The sequence below is a fragment of the Maribacter sp. 4G9 genome (assembly GCF_002742265.1).
In the GTDB taxonomy this organism is placed as follows: domain Bacteria; phylum Bacteroidota; class Bacteroidia; order Flavobacteriales; family Flavobacteriaceae; genus Maribacter.
Genome location: NZ_MDGL01000043.1, coordinates 58,686 through 77,535, shown reverse-complemented (window position 1 = coordinate 77,535; position 18,850 = coordinate 58,686). Strand labels below are relative to the sequence as shown.

Below are 18,850 nucleotides of genomic sequence, written 5' to 3'. Positions count from 1 at the left end.
AGAATTTTCAGGCTCTTTCCAAAACCATTGAAGAAGCTCCGCCGCCTCCATTGCAAATGGCCGCCGCACCTATTTTTCCATTTTTTTGATCCAGAACATGTAATAAAGTCACAAGAATCCTAGCTCCGGAACAACCTAAGGGGTGTCCCAATGAAACCGCTCCACCGTTCACATTCACCTTGTCATCGGAAATACCCAATAGTTTCATATTGGCCAGGCCAACTACCGAAAAAGCCTCGTTAAATTCAAAAAAGTCAACATCTTTCAATGATACCCCGGATTTTTGTAAGGCCTTTGGCAATGCCTTGGCCGGAGCGGTCGTGAACCATTTGGGCTCCTGTGCGGCATCGGCATAACCTATAATTTTTGCCAAAGGTTTTAGTTTTAGCTCTTCTGCTTTTTCAGCACTCATCAAAACAAGGGCGGCTGCACCGTCATTGATAGTGGATGCATTTGCGGCGGTAACCGTACCATCCTTGGAGAAGGCAGGTCTTAAGTTCGGGATTTTATTCAAAAACACATTCTTATACTCTTCATCTTCAGATATAACCACGGGTTCACCACGTCTCTGCGGTACAGATACCGGGATGACTTCATTTTTGAACAGGCCATTCTTCCAGGCGTTCGCTGATCGAGTATAGGACTGAACCGCAAATTTGTCCTGGTCCTCCCTAGAGAACTCGTATTTGGTAGCACAGGCATCTGCACAGACCCCCATGGCATTTTGGTCATAAGCATCTACCAGGCCATCTTTTTGCATGCCATCTATCATAGAGGATGGTCCAAATTTTACCGGAGTTCTTAAGTATGCATAATGTGGAATCAAGCTCATATTCTCCATACCTCCCGCAACGATGATAGAGGCATCCCCCAAAGCTATTGCTTGGGCGGCCTGCATAACGGCCTTCATCCCTGAAGAGCAAACTTTATTGATTGTGGTACAAGGAACCGTATTGGGTATACCCGCATAAAGAGCCGCCTGTCTCGCAGGAGCTTGACCTGTACCGGCTTGTACCACATTTCCCATCAAAACCTCCTCTACCATATCGGGCTTTAAATCAATTTTTTTTAGAGCTCCCTTTATAGCCTCGGCACCAAGTTTTGGTGCTGGAATTGAAGATAATGCCCCCATAAAACTTCCAATGGGGGTCCGTACTGCAGATACTATAACTACCTCTTTCATATAAATTGTCATCTTTGTATTGGCGAAATTACTAAATTCTACATCAACCATGCCCCACGGCCACCAATTCGTCACCGTAAGTTTATATTTTCTATTTTTGGGTACAGGTACACTAAAATCGTAATCTTGGATAACCTTTACAAAAAACAATCCCTAATTTTCAAATATGTCCTATATGTTTCGGCGATTGGATTTATCGTTTTCTTTTTTCCCAAGGGGGGTAAGTTCAAGTACGAGTTTCAAAAAGGAAAGCCCTGGCAGTTTGAGACCCTGTACGCACCTTTTGATTTCTCCATAAAAAAGACCGATGCCGAAATAGCTGAAGAAAAGCAGAGCATAGATGAAACTAGTGGCCAATATTTCAGGTATGACCAACAAAAGGTGAATAACGTTTATGAAGGATACAATGATTCTTTTGAAGAAGTATTCCGTAGTTCCGACTATACCGATTCACAGAGGCGATTTTTAAAAAGTATTGGTGAAACGCTATTGGATTCCATATACAAAAACGGAATCCTGGATAGTAGTGCAGGGCAAGTCAAAGCCAATGCTATTTTCCTGCTTAGGAACAACGAGGCCACAAGCAAGCAGGTTGCTTCCTTTTATAGGGTTTCTGATGTGGGAACTTTGGTACAAAGGAAACTCGAAGATGAAAATATTCCACAACTGACACAGGAATTCCAAGATATCTTTTTTGATCTTATAGTCCCTAATGTTAGTTATGATGCCAATCTGACCCAGAAGAGTAGGGAGGATGCCCTGTCTAAAATTAGTTATACAAGAGGTACTGTGGATGAGGGTAAATTGATTATTGCCAAAGGAGAGGTGGTCGAAGGCGAAAACTTAAAAATATTGGAGTCGTTGAAGTCCGAGTATGAATCTGAATTATGGACCGCCAATAACTATTATATCATTCTGATAGGGTACACGGTTCTAGTGGCCTTGGTATTGTTAATGCTCTTCCTTTTTTTAAAGAAATACAGGCCTACCATTTATGCTAACAACACAAAGGTAACCTTCATTTTTTTCAATATACTACTGATGGTTTTCATTACCACTATGGTAGTAAAATATAACGATTCATTGGTATTTGTTGTACCTCTCTGCATACTTCCCTTAATTCTAAAGACTTTTTTTGATGCTAGATTAGGTCTTTTTGCGCATGTATTGACGGTATTGATTCTGGGCTTTGTTGTACCCAACAGTTTTGAATATATATTTTTACAAATAATTACGGGCATCGTTACCATTTTGACCGTTTCCGAGTTGTACAAACGAGCCAATCTTTTTATCTCCATTGGTCAAATAATATCCATTTACATAGTGGGTTATTTGGCTTTTCATATTATCCATGAAGGCAATCTGAACAATATATCATGGTATACCTTGGGACTCTTTTTGCTCAATGGAATGATTACCCTATTTGTGCAGCCCTTGATTTATATTTATGAAAAGGTCTTTGGTCTTGTCTCCGATGTATCCTTATTGGAGCTATCCGATACCAATTCAAAACTTTTAAAGGAACTATCCAATAAGGCACCAGGAACTTTTAATCATTCCCTGCAAGTGGCGAATTTGGCGGAATCAGCAGCTAATGAAATTGGGGCGAACGCCATGTTGGTCAGGGTAGGGGCCTTGTACCACGATATTGGTAAAATGAATAACCCTACTTATTTTACTGAAAACCAGATTACCAATGTAAACCCACACGATGAGATTACGCCCAGGGAAAGTGCTAAAATTATTATTGGCCATGTCATCAAGGGCATTGAACTAGCCAGAAAAAATAAATTGCCGGACAGAATTATCGATTTTATAAGGTCTCACCACGGGACCACGTATGTTTATTATTTTTATAAGAAGCAAAAGGAACTGGAAATGGATATGAACGAGGAAGAGTTTAGATATCCCGGGCCCCTTCCTTTCTCCAAGGAAACGGCAATCTTAATGATGGCAGATTCCGTAGAAGCGGCCTCCAAAAGCCTTAAAGATCCTACCTACACAATTATCGATGAATTTGTGGATAAGATTATCGCCGGGCAAATGAAGGCGAATCAGTTCTTGAATGCCGATATTACATTTAAGGAGATAGAGATCATCAAAAAAATCTTCAAGCAAAAACTAATGAATATTTACCATCTTAGGGTGGAGTATCCTGAATGATGGATATTTGTTTAATTTTTACCAAAAAACCTTCAAAAATAGTTGCGTGCTTCTGAGGTAAAATTTACATTTGCAACCGCATTTGGGCGAACGTTCATAGAAATAAATTATAGGAGAGGTGCCGGAGTGGTAACGGAGCAGATTGCTAATCTGTCGACGCGTAAGTGTCGCATGGGTTCGAGTCCCATTCTCTCCGCAATTTCTTTTAATTAATAGAGTTTCGGGGTGTAGCGTAGCCCGGTTATCGCGCCTGCTTTGGGAGCAGGAGGTCGCAGGTTCGAATCCTGCCACCCCGACAAAAAGGGTATTTTTAAATACCATCTTTTTGCTAAACAAATGAAAATCAAGGAATTACATTTTCCTTGATTTCATTTGAATAGTTTTAGAATCATATTTGAAGGTGTCCTATTAGGTGTCCTATTGATAAATATCAATTTTGTATCTTACAACTAGATCGTCGCAATTGATCTTCACAGCGATTTGACTTTCGTTTAACGGAATTAATAACTCTAAAACGAAAGTGATGAAAACAGTACACACTTTTAGCGTAGTATTTTGGTTAAAGAAGCGTTCCACCAAAAAGGATGGTACTATCCCAATTTATGCGCGAATTACGGTAGACGGCATCCGAGCCGATGTCAGCACAAAACATTCTGTATTACAGTCCAATTGGTCTTATGATACAGGTAGGGTAAAAACCAAGGTAAACGGAGCCAAGTCTATAAACGATGACTTGATGGAAGTTTACCAAGATATTACCCAGAGCAAAAAAGAGCTCCTAGAAGAAGGCAGGATCCTTACCGCACAGTCGGTAAAATTGAGATATCTCGGTCAGGACGTTCCTCTTAGAACACTTAAGGACTTGCTTCAATATCATAAGGATAATGAAGTACCGAAGTTGGAGCAGGGTACCGCTAAGAATTATGGTGCCACAGAAAAATACTTGTTATTGTTTATCAAAAAGAAGTATAAGTCAAAGAATGTGCACCTCGCCCACATCAACTATTCCTTTGTTCTTAGTTTTGAGAACTACCTTCGGAATTGTAAACCGTTAAAGGCCTCTCAACCATTGACTAATAACGGAATTATGAAGCATATGGAACGGTTGAAAAAGATGACGACCATCGCATTCAAATTGGATTGCATCAAGAAAGACCCTTTCGCGTTTTTCCGTGCAAACTTCAACCGGTACGATAGACCTTTCCTGAGTATCGAGGAATTGAAATTGATGGAGAGTCTTTCTTTGAAGGACATTGGACTTGAATATGTTAGGGATGTTTTCGTCTTTGCCTGCTATACGGGCTTATCCTACATAGATGCAAAACAACTTAAGCCTGAACACGTTGTTCTTGGGATGGACGGGGATGATTGGATATTCACGCGAAGGGAAAAAAGTGAGACACTTGTTAAGGTTCCATTATTGGACAAGGCCAAGGCCATAATGGACAAATATGCAGATAAACTTTACGGGACGAATGAAGACTTGCTTTTACCGGTATATTCTAATCAGAAATGTAATAAATATTTGAAAATCTTAGCTGCCAAATGTGGAATTGACAAGAATCTTTCTTTTCACTGTGCAAGACATACTTTCGCAACATCTGTTACTTTGGCCAATGGTGTTCCAATAGAAACCGTATCTAAATTACTTGGTCATAAGAAACTTTCGACCACTCAGATCTATGCCAGAGTATTGGAAAAGAAGATTAGTGAGGATATTTCGGACCTAAAAACGAAACTTAAATCCACGGAAAGAAAAGTTGCGTAAAGCGTGTTTTTTTGAAGATTACGAAATTTTGATAAACAAAATGTGTTAAGATCGTTCGATTTTGGTTCTGGGTGTTTTATTTCCAATATGTTTATCGTTGAAGGTCAAATTGCGAGAAAAGGCTGAAATCAAACTTGGTTTTTGATTCAGCCTTTTTTTATTGGTATTTCATTTTCTATCAAAACCACTTGACTAACCCTACCCTTTGTTTCCCTAATTTTAGTTTTAATTTTTTATTCTTTTCAACTATATTTTGAAGTCTATGCCAATGAAGGCATGATTTTTGGTGTTTGTTTAATAGAGAATTTCCTAACCTCTATTTAGTAATTCATATAGTTATTCCCCAATCCTATGATGAACGATAGTATGAACTATTGTCTAAATTTTGGGATATGGAAAGAGCATTACTTTCAGAAAAGTTATTAGAGGATTTAAAGTTAATTGAGAACACCATTTCGGAGGTCATTAAAAAATGTGACCTATCCATCACGAAATGCAGAGATGTTATTTATCGGTTTAAAAAGCAGATTTCAAGCTTCAAGTTCAAAAATACCGATGCCGAAATCCACTTCTTTAAATACATCAAACAAGTTCCATTGTCCAATTTGGTGTACTATTCGGAACTGCGTTCATTTGAAATTCAATTTCCATTAGGTAACCAAGATGTCCAAAAAGAGTATATCCAGAAAAAGATGGACAAGATCAATCGATTCTTTAGATATAATCTTGACTTTACGCAATACATTGAACAGGAAAAGAACCACCTAGATGAGAATTACTTTACTAGGGCAAATTTTCGAGATGTAAATATTACTTATTCTAGACACTATTATCGTGACAGGGATTTCAGTACATCTCATGACTTATTGTTAGCCAAGTTATTTGCAAATAAGAGGTTGATAGACTATTTGAAAAAGCGCCTTTCAAAAATTGATTCCGACTGTCCACCATGCGATGAATGTTCTGAGAGTGAATTGAGATGGACATTTTCAAATACCGCTTATGTAGAACTCATATACGCTCTGGTGAGTGTAGGTGCGGTAAACGATGGTAAGATTGAAATTTCGACAATCGATAGGGCTCTCCGTAGGGTTTTTAACCACGACTCAGGTGATATTTATAAAATCTATTCAGAAATTCGAAGAAGAAAAAAAAGCCGTGCTAAATTTATGGAAGACCTGTCCAAAGGCCTTGAAGATCGCATGGACTCTGCTGATGCATAATTTAAAATTACCTTCATCTTAGCGACCGTTAAAAATGTTAAAATTTCACCAGAGGTCGGGTTAACTGGTGAATATTCTCCATTGTTTATAATCAAATTTGTTTAAAGGGATTCAAATTACTACAAGTAGGATTGATTCATTCCCTGTACTTCAATTCTAACCTAAACAAATAAGTTATGGCAGCAAATATTATTACAACAGAAGATTTAGAAGAGTTCAGGATAAAACTTCTTAACGAAATAAAAGAATTACTTGTGTCTAGTGGGAGGGTAGGAGTTGATCATTGGATTAAGTCTGGACAAGTTATGAGTAAACTCGAAATTAGTCCTGGTACGCTACAAAATTTCCGAATAAACGGAACCATTCCCTTTTCAAAACTTGGCGGAATCATCTATTATGATGTGGAAAAAATTAATGAGATACTGGAAAACAACGAGATTGATTTTAAAAGAAAAGCAGCATGAAAATAGCGACCTTTAATATTCAAAACCTATTCCACAGACATATTGATATGATAGAGTTGGAATACGAAATTAAATCCGAGATTTGGAAAGAGGAGTTCGAATCACTTTTTTCCAAAACCCAAAAGAATTCTCTAGACTATAATCGTATGAGGGAACTGGCAAATCTTCTGGGCTTCCATCAAGCAACACATACGTCTTATCTATCAATGAGAAATATAGAAGGAAATCTACATGTGAAATCGGATATGCAGGTAATGGAGACACAAGCTTCTTACTTGACCAATTGGAACGGTTGGACAAGATTAAAATCAGCCCCAATAAATAAGAAGTCCATTATCAATAAAGCTAAAGTCATTTTAGAAATTGACCCAGATATTGTTTTATTACAACAAGTTGAAAATAGGGAATCCCTTATCCAGTTCCATGAATTATTCTTTGAAAAAAATAGTGAATCAGCCTATTCTGAGATTATGCATCTTCAGGGTAATGACGGCTTAGGTTTAGGTATGGGCATCCTTTTAAAGAAGGGTTATCATATCAAGTCAGTGAAATCCTTTTCAAATGAAAAAGATGCTAAGGGAAGGTTACTTTTCAATACTGATTTTCAAAAATATAAAATCAAAACTCCCCAAAATAAGACATTACATCTTCTATGTTGTCAGCTTGCAGGGGAAAACGAACCTGATTCCTTAAGAAGGCAACAAGCAAATAAGATTGTAGAGATTTATAACGACCTACAATCAAAAGGAGCAGAAAATATTATCATAGCCGGAACTTTAAATGCACCCCCGTATGCTGCCTCCATTTCTACAATTTTGGATACAGGAGTTATGGATATTGTCAAACATGATTCTTTCCATACAGTTCTGGATTCAGGAAACGATTCTCGTTATTTCAGAATGGGGGCTTACAGGATGGGTGTCAATATCAAACAGAAGGACTATCTATTGGTTTCCCCTTTGTTATTTCACAAAGTGGAGGATAGTGGATTGAATAGAAAAGCCATGTGGCCACTCAAAAAACCAGAATGGGAAACTTATGATACTGTTGAAAATGAAAAGGATGCAGCTAGTGATCATCCATTGCTATGGGCCGGATTCAAATTAGAAGATTCCATTCGGTTCTATAAAAAATGTGCCTGAACAGCTAGTTATAAATGGCCAAAACCATACTTTTTATATGAGTTTTGGCGACTTATAACTTTATAAATAGATTATCCATTGTAAGTTCATTTTGCACATACTGCTTAGAATATTGATTTGAAACCAATCCGTAAGTAGTTATAAAAGTTACAAAAACACTCTTCTTGGTTTTAGTACTTTCTACAAATTTGTTGGACTTATTTGCTATTTCATTGGCGTACTTTTTATTCAATGTAAATTCAGTATTGTAGAACTTCATTTCACATAGATTGATGACATTATCATCCCTATCGATAAGCATATCTATTTGGGCTCCCTTTCCGTCACCTTTTTCAATCCAGCTTCCATGAGTCGAATTGATTCCTGCTATTTTTAACCCCTCCTTAATTTGTTCGACATGCTTTATACATATGGTTTCAAAGCTGTATCCAGACCATATTTTATAGGACTGTTTCCCTTGCATTACCATCCAAAGACCACCCTGCGAAGGTTTTGTTTTTTCAATGTATTTGATATAGAACATCGAATATTCGTCACTAAGTCTATAGATGGAATCTTTGACACCTTGATATGGTAAGTAGTTTTCAATAAACCCAGAATCTTCCAATTCCATTAAAGCTTTTGTAAGTCCTCCTCCGGAAGGTATGCCCGTTTTGGCGGATATTTCATTTCTAGTGAGACCTTTTCTTACCGAAGCTAATGAACGTACAATCGACTCGTGGTTCTCATAAAAATCAAAAAGGGAAGCGAATACATTTTCAAATTCCGTTCGTAGAAATCCGTTTTTCATAAAACACAATCGATCAAGGGCCTGTGGAACGCTTTCACCAGAGTTTATCTTATCGAGATAATGAGGAATACCACCCATTGCCATGTAGATTTGTAAGATGTCATAACGAGAGAATTTTACCTTGTTCTGTTTTAGAAGTTGTTCTGTCTCATTAAGGTTAAATTCAGCCAATTGAATACTTTCCGTTAATCTATTGTGCAAGCCTCCTTTATTCTTGATGATATTCTGAATCATATAAGATGCGGCTGAGCCACAAACGATGACAACCATATCATCTCTTTTTGAAGCATAATTATTCCAGAAATTATCAAAGGCAGAGAGAAAATTCGACCGCCTAGAATCAAGCCAGGGAAATTCATCAATAAACAATACCTTTTTCTTTTTTGACTTTAAGGTATCAAAATACTTACCTAAATGATGGAAAGCCTCAATCCAACTTTTTGGTTCCTTGAACTTTAGGTTTTTATCAGAAAGTACTAAATGAAAATTAGCTAATTGTTCTTTTAAAGAAGCATTATGAATTCCAGAAAACCTGAATTTTATTTCTTTCTCATAAACTTTATCAATCAAAAATGTCTTCCCAATCCGTCTTCTTCCATATACTACAATAAGTTCAGGACGGTTGCTTTTTAAAGCTGCCTCTAAAATTCCTCTCTCCTGTATTCTTCCTACTAATTGTCTCATATATATATTATATCTCGCCAAATGTATTATAAAAATACTAGTTTTGGCGACTTATAAGTTCTTGTTTTTACAATTTCCCATGAAATAGGTCACTTCTTTGTACATCGTTGAAATAATACTTCCTATACTTTTTACAACCTCAAATAATAGCTCCTTCATAATCTTGATTTAAATGGACATTAATATGGATAAGGCCAATGCCTTCCTGTTTTGGCTGCCATTTAAATAGTGGGACTCACTTGAATTGGACAAATACCCGAGCTCTAATAGAAGAGCAGGACAGTGCTCTTTTGTTTCCCTTAAAACCTGAAAATTGCCCTTCCTAGGTTTTCTAGTCTTAAAACCAAGGTCCTGATTTAGCTTATTCAAAATTGTTTTCGCATACAACAGAGATAATTCATTACTATCATAGGTATAGATTTCTGCACCTTGTATGTTCGAATCATTTATATGATTACAATGCAGAGAAATGAAAACATCAGGTTTTAGATGTTTGACGAGCTTGGTTCTATCGGTCAATGAAATCAAGGTATCCTTTCTCCTTGTCAAATAGATATCATATTTGGATTCAAATAAAATTCTGTTCCATACTTTCATCTGCCGAACTATGTCTAGAACGACATCCTTTTCTTGAAGCCCGTTTCTTGATACTGTGCCTGAATCGATGCCACCATGCCCGGCATCAAGAACAATAACTTTTCTCTCTGCCTTTAATGTTTGCCCAATAGCATTGTTATTACCTAGAATTAATAGACATATAAGAAGGTACGTCGTTGTTTTCATCGATTCATGATTTTCCAATTCTTTATTGAGCAATATTCAACGAATCTCTCAAAACCATGTATTTCTATCAAAAATTAACGCTATTCCTAGTTAATTTTTAGGAATCCTTCGGTAAAAAGTTCATTCCACTTCTACATTTCATAATAATTAATCACAGGCCGAACATGTTTCGACCTTAAAATTATCAGTTATGGAAAAAACTAAAAGTCTAACATTGGCAGCCTTGTTTATGAGCCTTGCCAGTTACGCTCAGGTAGGTGGAATCGAAGATTCCGTAAACGATGTATCGGATACCATCCGTGCCATTTTTCCCATTATCCTTGGGGTCATCTTTCTCATAGGCTTCCTATTTAATGCGGGTCACTTCTTCGGTGAAAACGCCGACCTCAAAAAGGGCATTACAAGGGTACTGGTATTCGTACTTATCGCCGGTGCCGTAGTCGGCATCTTTACCTATCTCATTTCAATAGTTGTGTAATGAGAAGCTACGAGGTTTACCGGAACATCCGCAAAGGGGCATTGATATGGGGTCTGCCCATATCGCTCTTTGCCCTTTTGATGGTGTCCGTGGTTGCCTCGCTGTTGGTCATTATTTTCTCTTTCAGCTTGATCATGGTGCTCACGCTTTTCATCTGGAACGCTGGTCTCTTTATAGCTTTAAATAAAATGAGCAGCAGTACTCAACTTTTCAATATCAGAAAAGTATTCCCTAAAAGTATCAGTAATAAAAAAGACAATATCCTGAACCATGTCGAAGATCAATATCTCTAAATATCACCCCATAGCGGACATCAAGGACCACTTGTTATTCTGTAACAACGGGAATGTCGTGGCTTGCTACAAGGTACAGCTGCCTGAGATCTATTCCCTTTCGGAAAAGGATTTCGAGGACATGCACAGTAATTGGTTCCAGGCAATGAAATCCTTACCTGTCGGAACCGTAGTGCATAAACAGGACGTTTATTTCAAGAAATCCTTCACTTCGAAAAATCTTCCCAATAACACCTTTCTATCCAGGGCAACACATGACTACTTCAAAGGAAGGGAGCATATGGAACACCAAGGGTATCTCTTCTTTACCCTTACCAAGAACAAACAGCTCAACAACTCAAAATATGTCAACCCCTTTCGCAAAGTGGATGCAAAGATTCCCGAGGTGCTACAAGAAAACCTGCAGCGTTTTAAAGCAGCCGTCAATGATTCGGTTTCCTTTGTCAATAATGGACGAAAGGTGTCACTGATACCGATGAAGAGCCAAGAAATTATATCTATGAGTTCGGATTATTTCAATGGTTATAATGAAGGTTTCGATACAGCTATCGAATTGGAAAGAAAAGACATCCAAATAGGGGAGCATCATTTCGATGTACTTACGGTGAATAGCGAAAGCTGTTTCGGGGAGAAAGTACAGACCAGTAAGATAAACGAACGCTTCACCTCGGATGACTTCAGTTTCCATCAAGGGTTCATAGATGGATTGGGGCTTTCCCTAAACGAAAATCATGTAGTCAATCAAATCATCTATCTCGATGACAAACAAAAATGGCGAAAGCTATTGGACAAGAAAATCGAGGAGCTGAACAAGAGTTCCAATTTTGGTTCGCAGAACAAGGTCATCCTTAAGAAAATCCAACACATCCAAGAGCAGATCAATACAGATGATAGCTCCCGAATCATTCGCGGACACTTAAACATCATCTACTGGCACAAAGAGGAAAAACAACTCGAAAAAATTGCTTCACAAATTAAGACGGAGTTTAAGGAGCTGGATATCGTGCCTTATTATCCTAGTAGCGAAGAGCGGAAAAATTATTTTCTCAATAGTTATTGCTGTTTCGCTTCCAACTTTTCAAATGAAGACCTCTACGTGACCGATTTGAAGCATGCCTTGTGTTTGCTGATCAACAATACGAATTATCAATCTGATAAGACAGGTATCATCTTCAACGATCGGGAACATAACATTCCAGTACTCAAAGATGTTTGGGATGAAAAGAAGAAGCGGATAAAAGCACGGAACTTTGCCATTTTCGCCCCAACGGGAGAAGGGAAATCATTCTTGGCCAATAACATCCTGCGCCAATATTTTGAAATGGATGTCCGTCTGGTCATCATCGATTTAGGGGGTTCGTATACCAAGTTCGCACAGTTATACCCTGAGCAGTATACTGTTCTGCGTTATGAGAGCGGAAAGAATTTAGGTATCAACCCCTTTTATATCTCGGATGTAAACGATATCAGTCCAGAGCGATTGGAAGACCTGTCCGTCTTTCTGTTCGAACTACTAGCATCGGATCTGAAAGTGACCAAGGCACAATCGGTATCGCTCAAGAAAATCCTTCAACATTATTACAAAACTGTTTCCGAGGCCCATTCCTTAGAAAGTTTCTATGGATTTATCCGAAATAATCGAGAACGACTTTTGGAAACCCTTGGTATCGATAAGGCTTATTTCAACATTACAAACTTCCTTCATATCCTATCCGAATATGTGGAAGGCGGATTGTACAGTTTCCTTTTTGAAATGAGCGAGGATCAATCTTATAAGATAGAAGACAAGCGATTGATCGTCTTCGAACTGGACGAGGTCAAGGACAACAAGGAAATCCTATCAGTAATGCTCAAGCTTATCAAGACAGCTATCCAAAGAACTATTTGGAGAAATAAAGAAGAAAAAGGGATTATCCTTTTCGATGAGTTCGCGAAGCAATTGAAATTCCCGAACGTACTGGAGAGTGTGGAATTTTACTATCAGGCCATTCGGAAACAGGAAGGGGCCATCGGAATCATTTTACAATCGATTAATCAACTTCCTGATAACTCCACATCCGCAAGTATACTGGAAAATACACAGGTCATTTATAGCCTGAACAATGAAAAGGGATATGATGAATTGATAAAGCGGCTCAACCTTTCGAGCCACGACCTGAACCAATTGAAATCCATTAAGAATGACCTTACTAGTGAACGCAAATACACCGAAATGTTCATCAAGATTGGAAAGGAGAGTAACATCTTCCGATTGGAAGTACCACCAGAAGTATTCGCGGCCTACCTAACAGATGGTTCTGACAACGAGGCCATAATGGCACTTTATAAGGAAGAAGACAGTATGGAAATAGCTATCAGGCGGTTCTTGGAACGTAAAGCTGCATAGCATAAAAAATGAATGTTGAATCAGATGACGAAATCAAAAGTTTCGGCATCACAAAACCCGTAAATCATGAAAATAGGAATCAAGAAAATACTTTTAACGACATCCCTAATCTTGGCTTTATCAATGCCCAGCCGTGCCACGGCTCAGGGAATACCTGTTTACGACAATGTGAACTTCATCTCATTTGTCAAACAACTGTTGGAAGCTGGAAAACAGACCGCGAATATCATAAAGACGGTCAAATTCCTGAAAAAGCAGAAAGAAAATATCGAAAAGGTTAGTGCCGCCATCGAGAAACTAAAGGCGGTGCAAGAACTCATCCGCAATAACAAACGCCTTTATGATATGGTACAGGGCGATTTAAGGGATATTCTTAATTCACCGCATATACGAGCGGATGAAGTGGAACGGATATCGACATCGTTCAACGCCATTTTAGATCAAGCTACGGAGGACCTGGAATTCATAAACGAAATCCTATCAAGTGACCATTTGAAATTGACAGATGGGGAACGCATGCGGGCCATCCGTGCTCATCAACAGGAATCCAAGGAAATGGTGACCGAAATCGAGCGTAAAACCGAGCGGTATCGGGATATCATTGCCTTTCGTGAAATGCAGGACAAGATTAACAATAGAAAAACAAATTACTAGAAATGGAACTCATGATTTCCTTGAGCATAGGACTTGAATATGTGGACGCTGTCTTTGAGACGATCAAGGGCACCGACTTCTCTACCTATACCATTCGTGGTATCAAGGTCCTGGCCGTGCTGTTCTTTTTGGTCAACATCCTCAAAAAATACAATGAGGGAGTTGCCGATAAGGAAGGATATTCATGGGGATTGTCCCCAAGAGATCTCGCCAAGAATTTTGTCATCGTGCTATTGGTCATATTCTCAACGCAGATACTGGGCTTTTTCGATGGTATCTTGGTCGCTATCGAAGGACAGTATCGTGATACTGCTCCGGCCTTGATTCCGCTGCAATTACAGGAAATTCCGATTGAAGAAGATGTTGGTGCTTTCGATGCGGCCAAGAAAGCTTGGGCCTTATTGTACGAAGCTTTGGTCACTCCTGTATTCGGCATCAAGATGTTCAGCTTTTTCATCGGATTGATTCTATGGATGATAGACCTGTTTATCTACCCCTTGTTCCTAGCGGAACGATATTTCCTTTTAGGAATCATGCAGGCCTTTTTTCCTTTGGTCATCAGTTTGGCGGTTTTTGAGAAATTCAGAACTATGGCCTATACCTTTTTCAAATTGTATGCTGCGGTCTATATGCTTGTACCAGCTTTTTTTCTGGTCAACATTTTCGTGAACCAACTGTATTCCGAAATCAACGCCAATTTCTGGACGAACCTCTGGGGTGGACCAACCGACAATAACACTATTAAGATTTTAGTGGAAGCCGCGACCATAGGGTTTATCGTCTTCCTAAAATTCAAACTCTATAAAAGGGCGACCTCCTTTACGCTGAGGCTTTTCACACAATAAACTTAAATGATAGAAGTATGAAACTACCGTATAAGAACATTTATGACATACTCAAATTGAACCGCTATGTGACGATTATAGTAACTGTTACAGCACTTTTATCAAGCGTATTTTCAGGGGTGATGGTATTCAATATGTACCAAAAAGCGATGGGAAGCGCCTTTGCCGTGAATACCGATGGTTCCGTTATTCCCCTGAAGCTGGTATCCCAAAAGGAAAACCTTCAGGTCGAGGCATTGTCTCATTTGCAACTGTTCCATGAATACTTCTATGGAATCGATGACAGTAACTATGAAAGCAATTTGGAGAAAGCGCTTTGGCTTGGAAACAGCACGGTCGACAATGTTTATCGGCAGAAAAAGGCGGATGGGGTCTACAACCGGATATTGCAATATTCCCTGGTCCAAAAAGTATTGAGTGTCGAATCACAAGTGGATTTAAGGGCCGAACCCTATCGCTTTAAAACTATAACCGTTTTTGAAATCAACAGAGGGTCTGTCATTGACCGCTATGAAATGGTCTCAACAGGTGGTCTTATTACCGTAGACCGAAACTATCCCAAGAACACCCATGGTCTGCTGATTACCGATTATTTCGAGAATTCCCTAAAAAAGGTAAAAGAGCAGGAGTGAATTGAACTTAAAAAGTGAGCTATGAAAATGGACAAAAAGAAAATAGTGTTTGCAGCGGTAATCGGAGTGGTCATACTATTCATCATCGGTTATTCGGTTTTTGTTTTGGGTGCGGATGATCAAAGTGCCAACGAACTCCAACAGACTTTGGTGCCAGAACTAGAAGATGGGGAGGATATGTACTCCTCCAAAAAGGTAGCAGTGGATGCCATAAAAGATGAAAGGGAACGGATTGCGCCCAGTATTTATGACGAGCGTTTCTTAGATGAATCGGGAATATACGATGAAGACCTTTTGGACAAAAAGAAACAGCGTATCGTAGATAGCATATACCGAATCGGTCGTATAGATTACTCCCAGGATTCCGCAGCTTCGGGAACCCGAAAACCATTACGCAAAAAACGAAGAAAGAAAGGTGAGGTAATCGATACTAAGGACACTATTTCTCCCTTGAAGGCAATGGGTCTCGAGCATCAATTGTTCTTTGCCGTTAGTCCCCAAGTGTTGGCGGATGGCACTGGTGAATCTTTGGTAGTCGAAATCGATGGCGAACAGACCATAAGGGTCAATGACCGGCTACAAATGCGAGTAACCCAAAACACGACCCTACAAGGTTTGGAAATCAAAAAAAATACCCTGCTCTACGGAGTTGTAAAGTTCCGGCCGAACCGGGTCATCTTAACTGTGGAAAATATTGAGGGAATACCTCTGAAGCTAAAGGCCTATGATAATGCCGACGGACTGGAAGGCATTTACATTCGAAATAGTTTCCGTGGCGATGTGTTTAACGAGGTCTTGGGCGATGCGATTGCAGAATTCAATATACCCGGTGTTCCCGATGTTTCAGGGGCTGTTAATACTGGGGTTAGTGGCGTGAAAAAAGTATTCCAACGCAATAATCGTAACATCAGGGTTACGGTCAACAATAATTACAAACTCATTTTAAAACCGAAGCTATGAAACATATATTCTTGATTTTTCTTTTATCGATTTTGGGGAATATCGCATTCGCCCAAGAGTCTCAACAATTGGATACCATTTATGCCAATGAAAAAATGAACCTGGCGCTTTTCTTCCCTACCAACATCCGTCAGGGAATCGTCGGCGCAAATAACTTTGTCTTCAGTTATAATCGGGAGCGAGCACAACCTTTGGGATTGTTGAAGGCAACTAAAGGAAAACAAAGCAATCTACTGGTAGTTACCACCGATGGAAAGGTATATTCATACATCATCAAGTATGCCGATTCATTAAAGGAGCTGAACCGTTTTGTTTCCTTTTCGGAAAGTATCGGGCACGAGCATCAAAGGGAGCCTCTTGTAATTCGTGATACCATACAACTGGATTCCAATATGGTCGTACACAAACAATACCCAAAAACGTTTTTGGAAAAGTCTTCCACGGCAATTCTCAAACAATCTGAACGCAAGAATATTTCAAAGCGTAAAGACGGCATGTCACTTGCCATCAAGAATCTGGTCTACTATGAAGATTTGGTTTTTATGCAGTTCGAGATTAAGAACGAATCGGGGATTGATTTTGACATCGACTATCTGAAAGTAGCGCTGGTCATCGGTAATGAAAAACGCAGAGCTTCATATCAATCCGTACCGCTTAAGCCTCAATATGTTTATAAAATGCCTGAAAAAACTAGGCATGCGGAGACTTCAAGGTTTGTTTATGTACTACCGAAATTTACTTTGGGCGATAATGAGAAACTGGAATTAAGGCTAAAGGAATTGAAAGGGAATCGGGAAATGATACTAAGAAGAAGATTATAAGTAACTAGGACGGAATCAAAAATCGATTGCCAATTCTTCGTACACAACCTTCTCGATAATGTCAGGTCTATCACTATCGGCCTTATGTAGGTCCTTGCTTATGGGCCAGGTTTTAAATTCAAAGTCGGGCAGATCGTTGTCCAGAATATCGATTAGGTCATCTTGGTCCAGGTCATCCTCTAGCCAGTATTCAGCTTCGCCGTCTTCAAGTACCACAGGCCTTCTATAATCTCCATATTTGTTGCTAGGTTGATTATGTATGTCTTCGAACAAAGGGGTAGCCTTTTTGGTAAAAATAGAGAACGTGACCATTTTATCTTTGGTAACATTATAAATACCTGCAAGATTCATCGGTTTGTCTTTTATTCTTCTAAAGTAGAACGGAACCTTAAAAGGTTTTCCTTTGACCTTTACCGGAGTGGTATGTGGCTCGAAAAAACCATCAACGGGAATTATGCATCTTTTGGTAAAAACATTGTCGCCGTACATGTAATGATTGAATACATCTTCAGACCTAAGATTTAGTCCACCGTAGGCCCCACGGTTGTTCTTGAAATACTCTTTGAATTCAGTACCTTCTGCAGTAGAGGGCATAATACCCCATTTTGCCGGAATCATATGACCCTTTCGCTGTTGGGGAAGAATCCACATATTAGGGTGCGCCCAGCCGTTGGCATGATTGTATATTAATTCGTATTCTTTTTCTTCCTGTTCCCCTAACAGTCTTTCAATTTCATAATAATCCTCTAACTCTCCGACCTTTCTTGTAGCTCTCGTACTGTAGCACATAACAAATCGTGTTTATTTAAATTTCAATTTACTGAAAATTGTTAAAGTTTTAAAAGTATAAAAAAGGAATGATATATTTGGAATAAATCCATAAAATAGGAATATATCCAAATTATGTTTGTTCACAATATTGTTTTTAGAAATAATGATCGGTTCGCCATTACTACCCTTTTGAGGGAGATAGGAGAAAATACCTTGAACCATCATTGCTGGAACAGGAAGCTCAACAAACCAAGACGCCTCAATCAATTTTTTTTGGAGGCAAACGAGCACGGAACAAGGCTAAAATATAGATACCCCCAAAAAGGAGTTCATACCATAATGGAAGTCGATAAATATGAACTTCCTGAATGTGGATGGATAAGGGTAAAAGTCAAATGAAAAAGAACACAGATGTTAGGACCATTTATATTGGAATGCGAAAACTAGACTTGATTGAAGGGCTTACGATTAAAAAGTATCTACCTGAAGGAATACTAAAGAGGGTACATATGGCCATGGATGATCAGGGAATGGAATGGAGGGATGAAATAATCGAAGACTGCACTATGGTTATTTCTAATAAAGTGCATATTTCGGTCATGTACAAATACGATGCCTTACGATTTAAAGGCTTATTGCTCTTTTGTTTTATGGACGAACCCAAACATGATTATCGGTTCTCGTTTCCTTTGAAGCAGTTTCATATTGAATACTATACAAGAACAAAATATTGAAAGTATTACAAGAACGATTTTACCACTTTTTTAAAACTCTTTACAAAAAGCGGATTTTGTAAAGAGTTTGACCTTT

General features: G+C 38.8%; 19 protein-coding genes and 2 tRNA genes. 17 read left to right on the top strand and 4 right to left on the bottom strand.

The window, feature by feature from the left end; translation table 11 throughout:
• Nucleotides 1–7 precede the first annotated feature (7 nt).
• Complete coding sequence (locus BFP75_RS06560) at nt 8–1,183, bottom strand: acetyl-CoA C-acyltransferase (protein ID WP_099544471.1); 1,176 nt, start codon at nt 1,181–1,183, stop codon at nt 8–10.
• Nucleotides 1,184–1,309: 126 nt separating this feature from the next.
• Between BFP75_RS06560 and BFP75_RS06555 the strand changes: the two genes are divergently transcribed.
• The 7 genes from BFP75_RS06555 (at nt 1,310) to BFP75_RS06525 (ending at nt 7,943) form a co-directional block, all read left to right on the top strand.
• Nucleotides 1,310–3,346, top strand: a complete 2,037-nt coding sequence (locus BFP75_RS06555; protein ID WP_099544442.1) for an HD family phosphohydrolase — start codon at nt 1,310–1,312, stop codon at nt 3,344–3,346.
• Nucleotides 3,347–3,458: 112 nt separating this feature from the next.
• A tRNA-Ser gene (locus BFP75_RS06550) sits at nt 3,459–3,542 on the top strand.
• Between the two features lie 25 nt (nt 3,543–3,567).
• A tRNA-Pro gene (locus BFP75_RS06545) sits at nt 3,568–3,642 on the top strand.
• A gap of 227 nt (nt 3,643–3,869) precedes the next feature.
• The gene (locus BFP75_RS06540; RefSeq protein WP_099544441.1) at nt 3,870–5,114 is read left to right on the top strand and encodes a site-specific integrase; all 1,245 of its coding nucleotides are present in this window, start codon (nt 3,870–3,872) and stop codon (nt 5,112–5,114) included.
• A 392-nt stretch (nt 5,115–5,506) separates the two neighbouring features.
• A complete protein-coding gene (locus tag BFP75_RS06535) occupies nt 5,507–6,337 on the top strand; it encodes an RteC domain-containing protein (RefSeq protein WP_099544440.1) in 831 nt (276 codons plus the stop codon).
• 176 nt (nt 6,338–6,513) lie between these two features.
• Nucleotides 6,514–6,801 carry a helix-turn-helix domain-containing protein gene (locus tag BFP75_RS06530; RefSeq protein ID WP_099544439.1) on the top strand — a complete coding sequence of 96 codons (288 nt, stop codon included), beginning with the start codon at nt 6,514–6,516 and terminating at the stop codon, nt 6,799–6,801.
• The gene (locus tag BFP75_RS06525) at nt 6,798–7,943 is read left to right on the top strand and encodes a hypothetical protein (RefSeq protein ID WP_099544438.1); all 1,146 of its coding nucleotides are present in this window, start codon (nt 6,798–6,800) and stop codon (nt 7,941–7,943) included. Before BFP75_RS06530 ends, BFP75_RS06525 begins: the two co-directional genes overlap by 4 nt.
• Before the next feature lie 52 nt (nt 7,944–7,995).
• On the opposite strand, the gene BFP75_RS06520 is transcribed toward BFP75_RS06525, so the two are convergent.
• Together BFP75_RS06520 and BFP75_RS06515 are read right to left on the bottom strand one after the other, a co-directional pair.
• Nucleotides 7,996–9,417: an AAA family ATPase gene (locus BFP75_RS06520; protein WP_206073501.1), complete on the bottom strand. Its 1,422-nt coding sequence runs from the start codon at nt 9,415–9,417 to the stop codon at nt 7,996–7,998.
• Between the two features lie 168 nt (nt 9,418–9,585).
• A complete protein-coding gene (locus BFP75_RS06515; RefSeq protein WP_123803340.1) occupies nt 9,586–10,200 on the bottom strand; it encodes an N-acetylmuramoyl-L-alanine amidase in 615 nt (204 codons plus the stop codon).
• A gap of 190 nt (nt 10,201–10,390) precedes the next feature.
• On the opposite strand from BFP75_RS06515, the gene BFP75_RS06510 reads away from it, so the two are divergent.
• From BFP75_RS06510 to BFP75_RS06475, 8 genes are all read left to right on the top strand, one after another.
• The gene (locus BFP75_RS06510; protein WP_099544436.1) at nt 10,391–10,678 is read left to right on the top strand and encodes a hypothetical protein; all 288 of its coding nucleotides are present in this window, start codon (nt 10,391–10,393) and stop codon (nt 10,676–10,678) included.
• Nucleotides 10,678–10,971 (top strand): hypothetical protein, encoded by a 294-nt coding sequence (locus BFP75_RS06505; RefSeq protein ID WP_099544435.1) that lies wholly within the window; start codon nt 10,678–10,680, stop codon nt 10,969–10,971. Before BFP75_RS06510 ends, BFP75_RS06505 begins: the two co-directional genes overlap by 1 nt.
• Nucleotides 10,949–13,357, top strand: a complete 2,409-nt coding sequence (locus BFP75_RS06500) for a TraG family conjugative transposon ATPase (protein ID WP_099544434.1) — start codon at nt 10,949–10,951, stop codon at nt 13,355–13,357. The genes BFP75_RS06505 and BFP75_RS06500 overlap by 23 nt, the downstream gene beginning before the upstream one ends.
• 66 nt (nt 13,358–13,423) lie before the next feature.
• Nucleotides 13,424–14,011 carry a type IV secretion system protein gene (locus BFP75_RS06495; protein ID WP_206073500.1) on the top strand — a complete coding sequence of 196 codons (588 nt, stop codon included), beginning with the start codon at nt 13,424–13,426 and terminating at the stop codon, nt 14,009–14,011.
• A 2-nt stretch (nt 14,012–14,013) separates the two neighbouring features.
• Entirely contained in the window at nt 14,014–14,856 is an 843-nt protein-coding gene (locus BFP75_RS06490; RefSeq protein WP_099544433.1) for a hypothetical protein, read from the top strand.
• A gap of 17 nt (nt 14,857–14,873) precedes the next feature.
• The gene (locus tag BFP75_RS06485; RefSeq protein WP_099544432.1) at nt 14,874–15,488 is read left to right on the top strand and encodes a conjugal transfer protein TraK; all 615 of its coding nucleotides are present in this window, start codon (nt 14,874–14,876) and stop codon (nt 15,486–15,488) included.
• A gap of 21 nt (nt 15,489–15,509) precedes the next feature.
• Nucleotides 15,510–16,448: a conjugative transposon protein TraM gene (gene traM, locus BFP75_RS06480; RefSeq protein ID WP_099544431.1), complete on the top strand. Its 939-nt coding sequence runs from the start codon at nt 15,510–15,512 to the stop codon at nt 16,446–16,448.
• Entirely contained in the window at nt 16,445–17,269 is an 825-nt protein-coding gene (locus BFP75_RS06475; protein ID WP_099544430.1) for a DUF4138 domain-containing protein, read from the top strand. Before traM ends, BFP75_RS06475 begins: the two co-directional genes overlap by 4 nt.
• 15 nt (nt 17,270–17,284) lie before the next feature.
• On the opposite strand, the gene BFP75_RS06470 is transcribed toward BFP75_RS06475, so the two are convergent.
• Nucleotides 17,285–18,058: an SOS response-associated peptidase gene (locus BFP75_RS06470; protein ID WP_099544429.1), complete on the bottom strand. Its 774-nt coding sequence runs from the start codon at nt 18,056–18,058 to the stop codon at nt 17,285–17,287.
• A gap of 114 nt (nt 18,059–18,172) precedes the next feature.
• Between BFP75_RS06470 and BFP75_RS06465 the strand changes: the two genes are divergently transcribed.
• Together BFP75_RS06465 and BFP75_RS06460 are read left to right on the top strand one after the other, a co-directional pair.
• Nucleotides 18,173–18,439 carry a hypothetical protein gene (locus tag BFP75_RS06465; protein WP_099544428.1) on the top strand — a complete coding sequence of 89 codons (267 nt, stop codon included), beginning with the start codon at nt 18,173–18,175 and terminating at the stop codon, nt 18,437–18,439.
• Entirely contained in the window at nt 18,436–18,774 is a 339-nt protein-coding gene (locus BFP75_RS06460; RefSeq protein WP_099544427.1) for a hypothetical protein, read from the top strand. Before BFP75_RS06465 ends, BFP75_RS06460 begins: the two co-directional genes overlap by 4 nt.
• Nucleotides 18,775–18,850 lie beyond the last annotated feature (76 nt).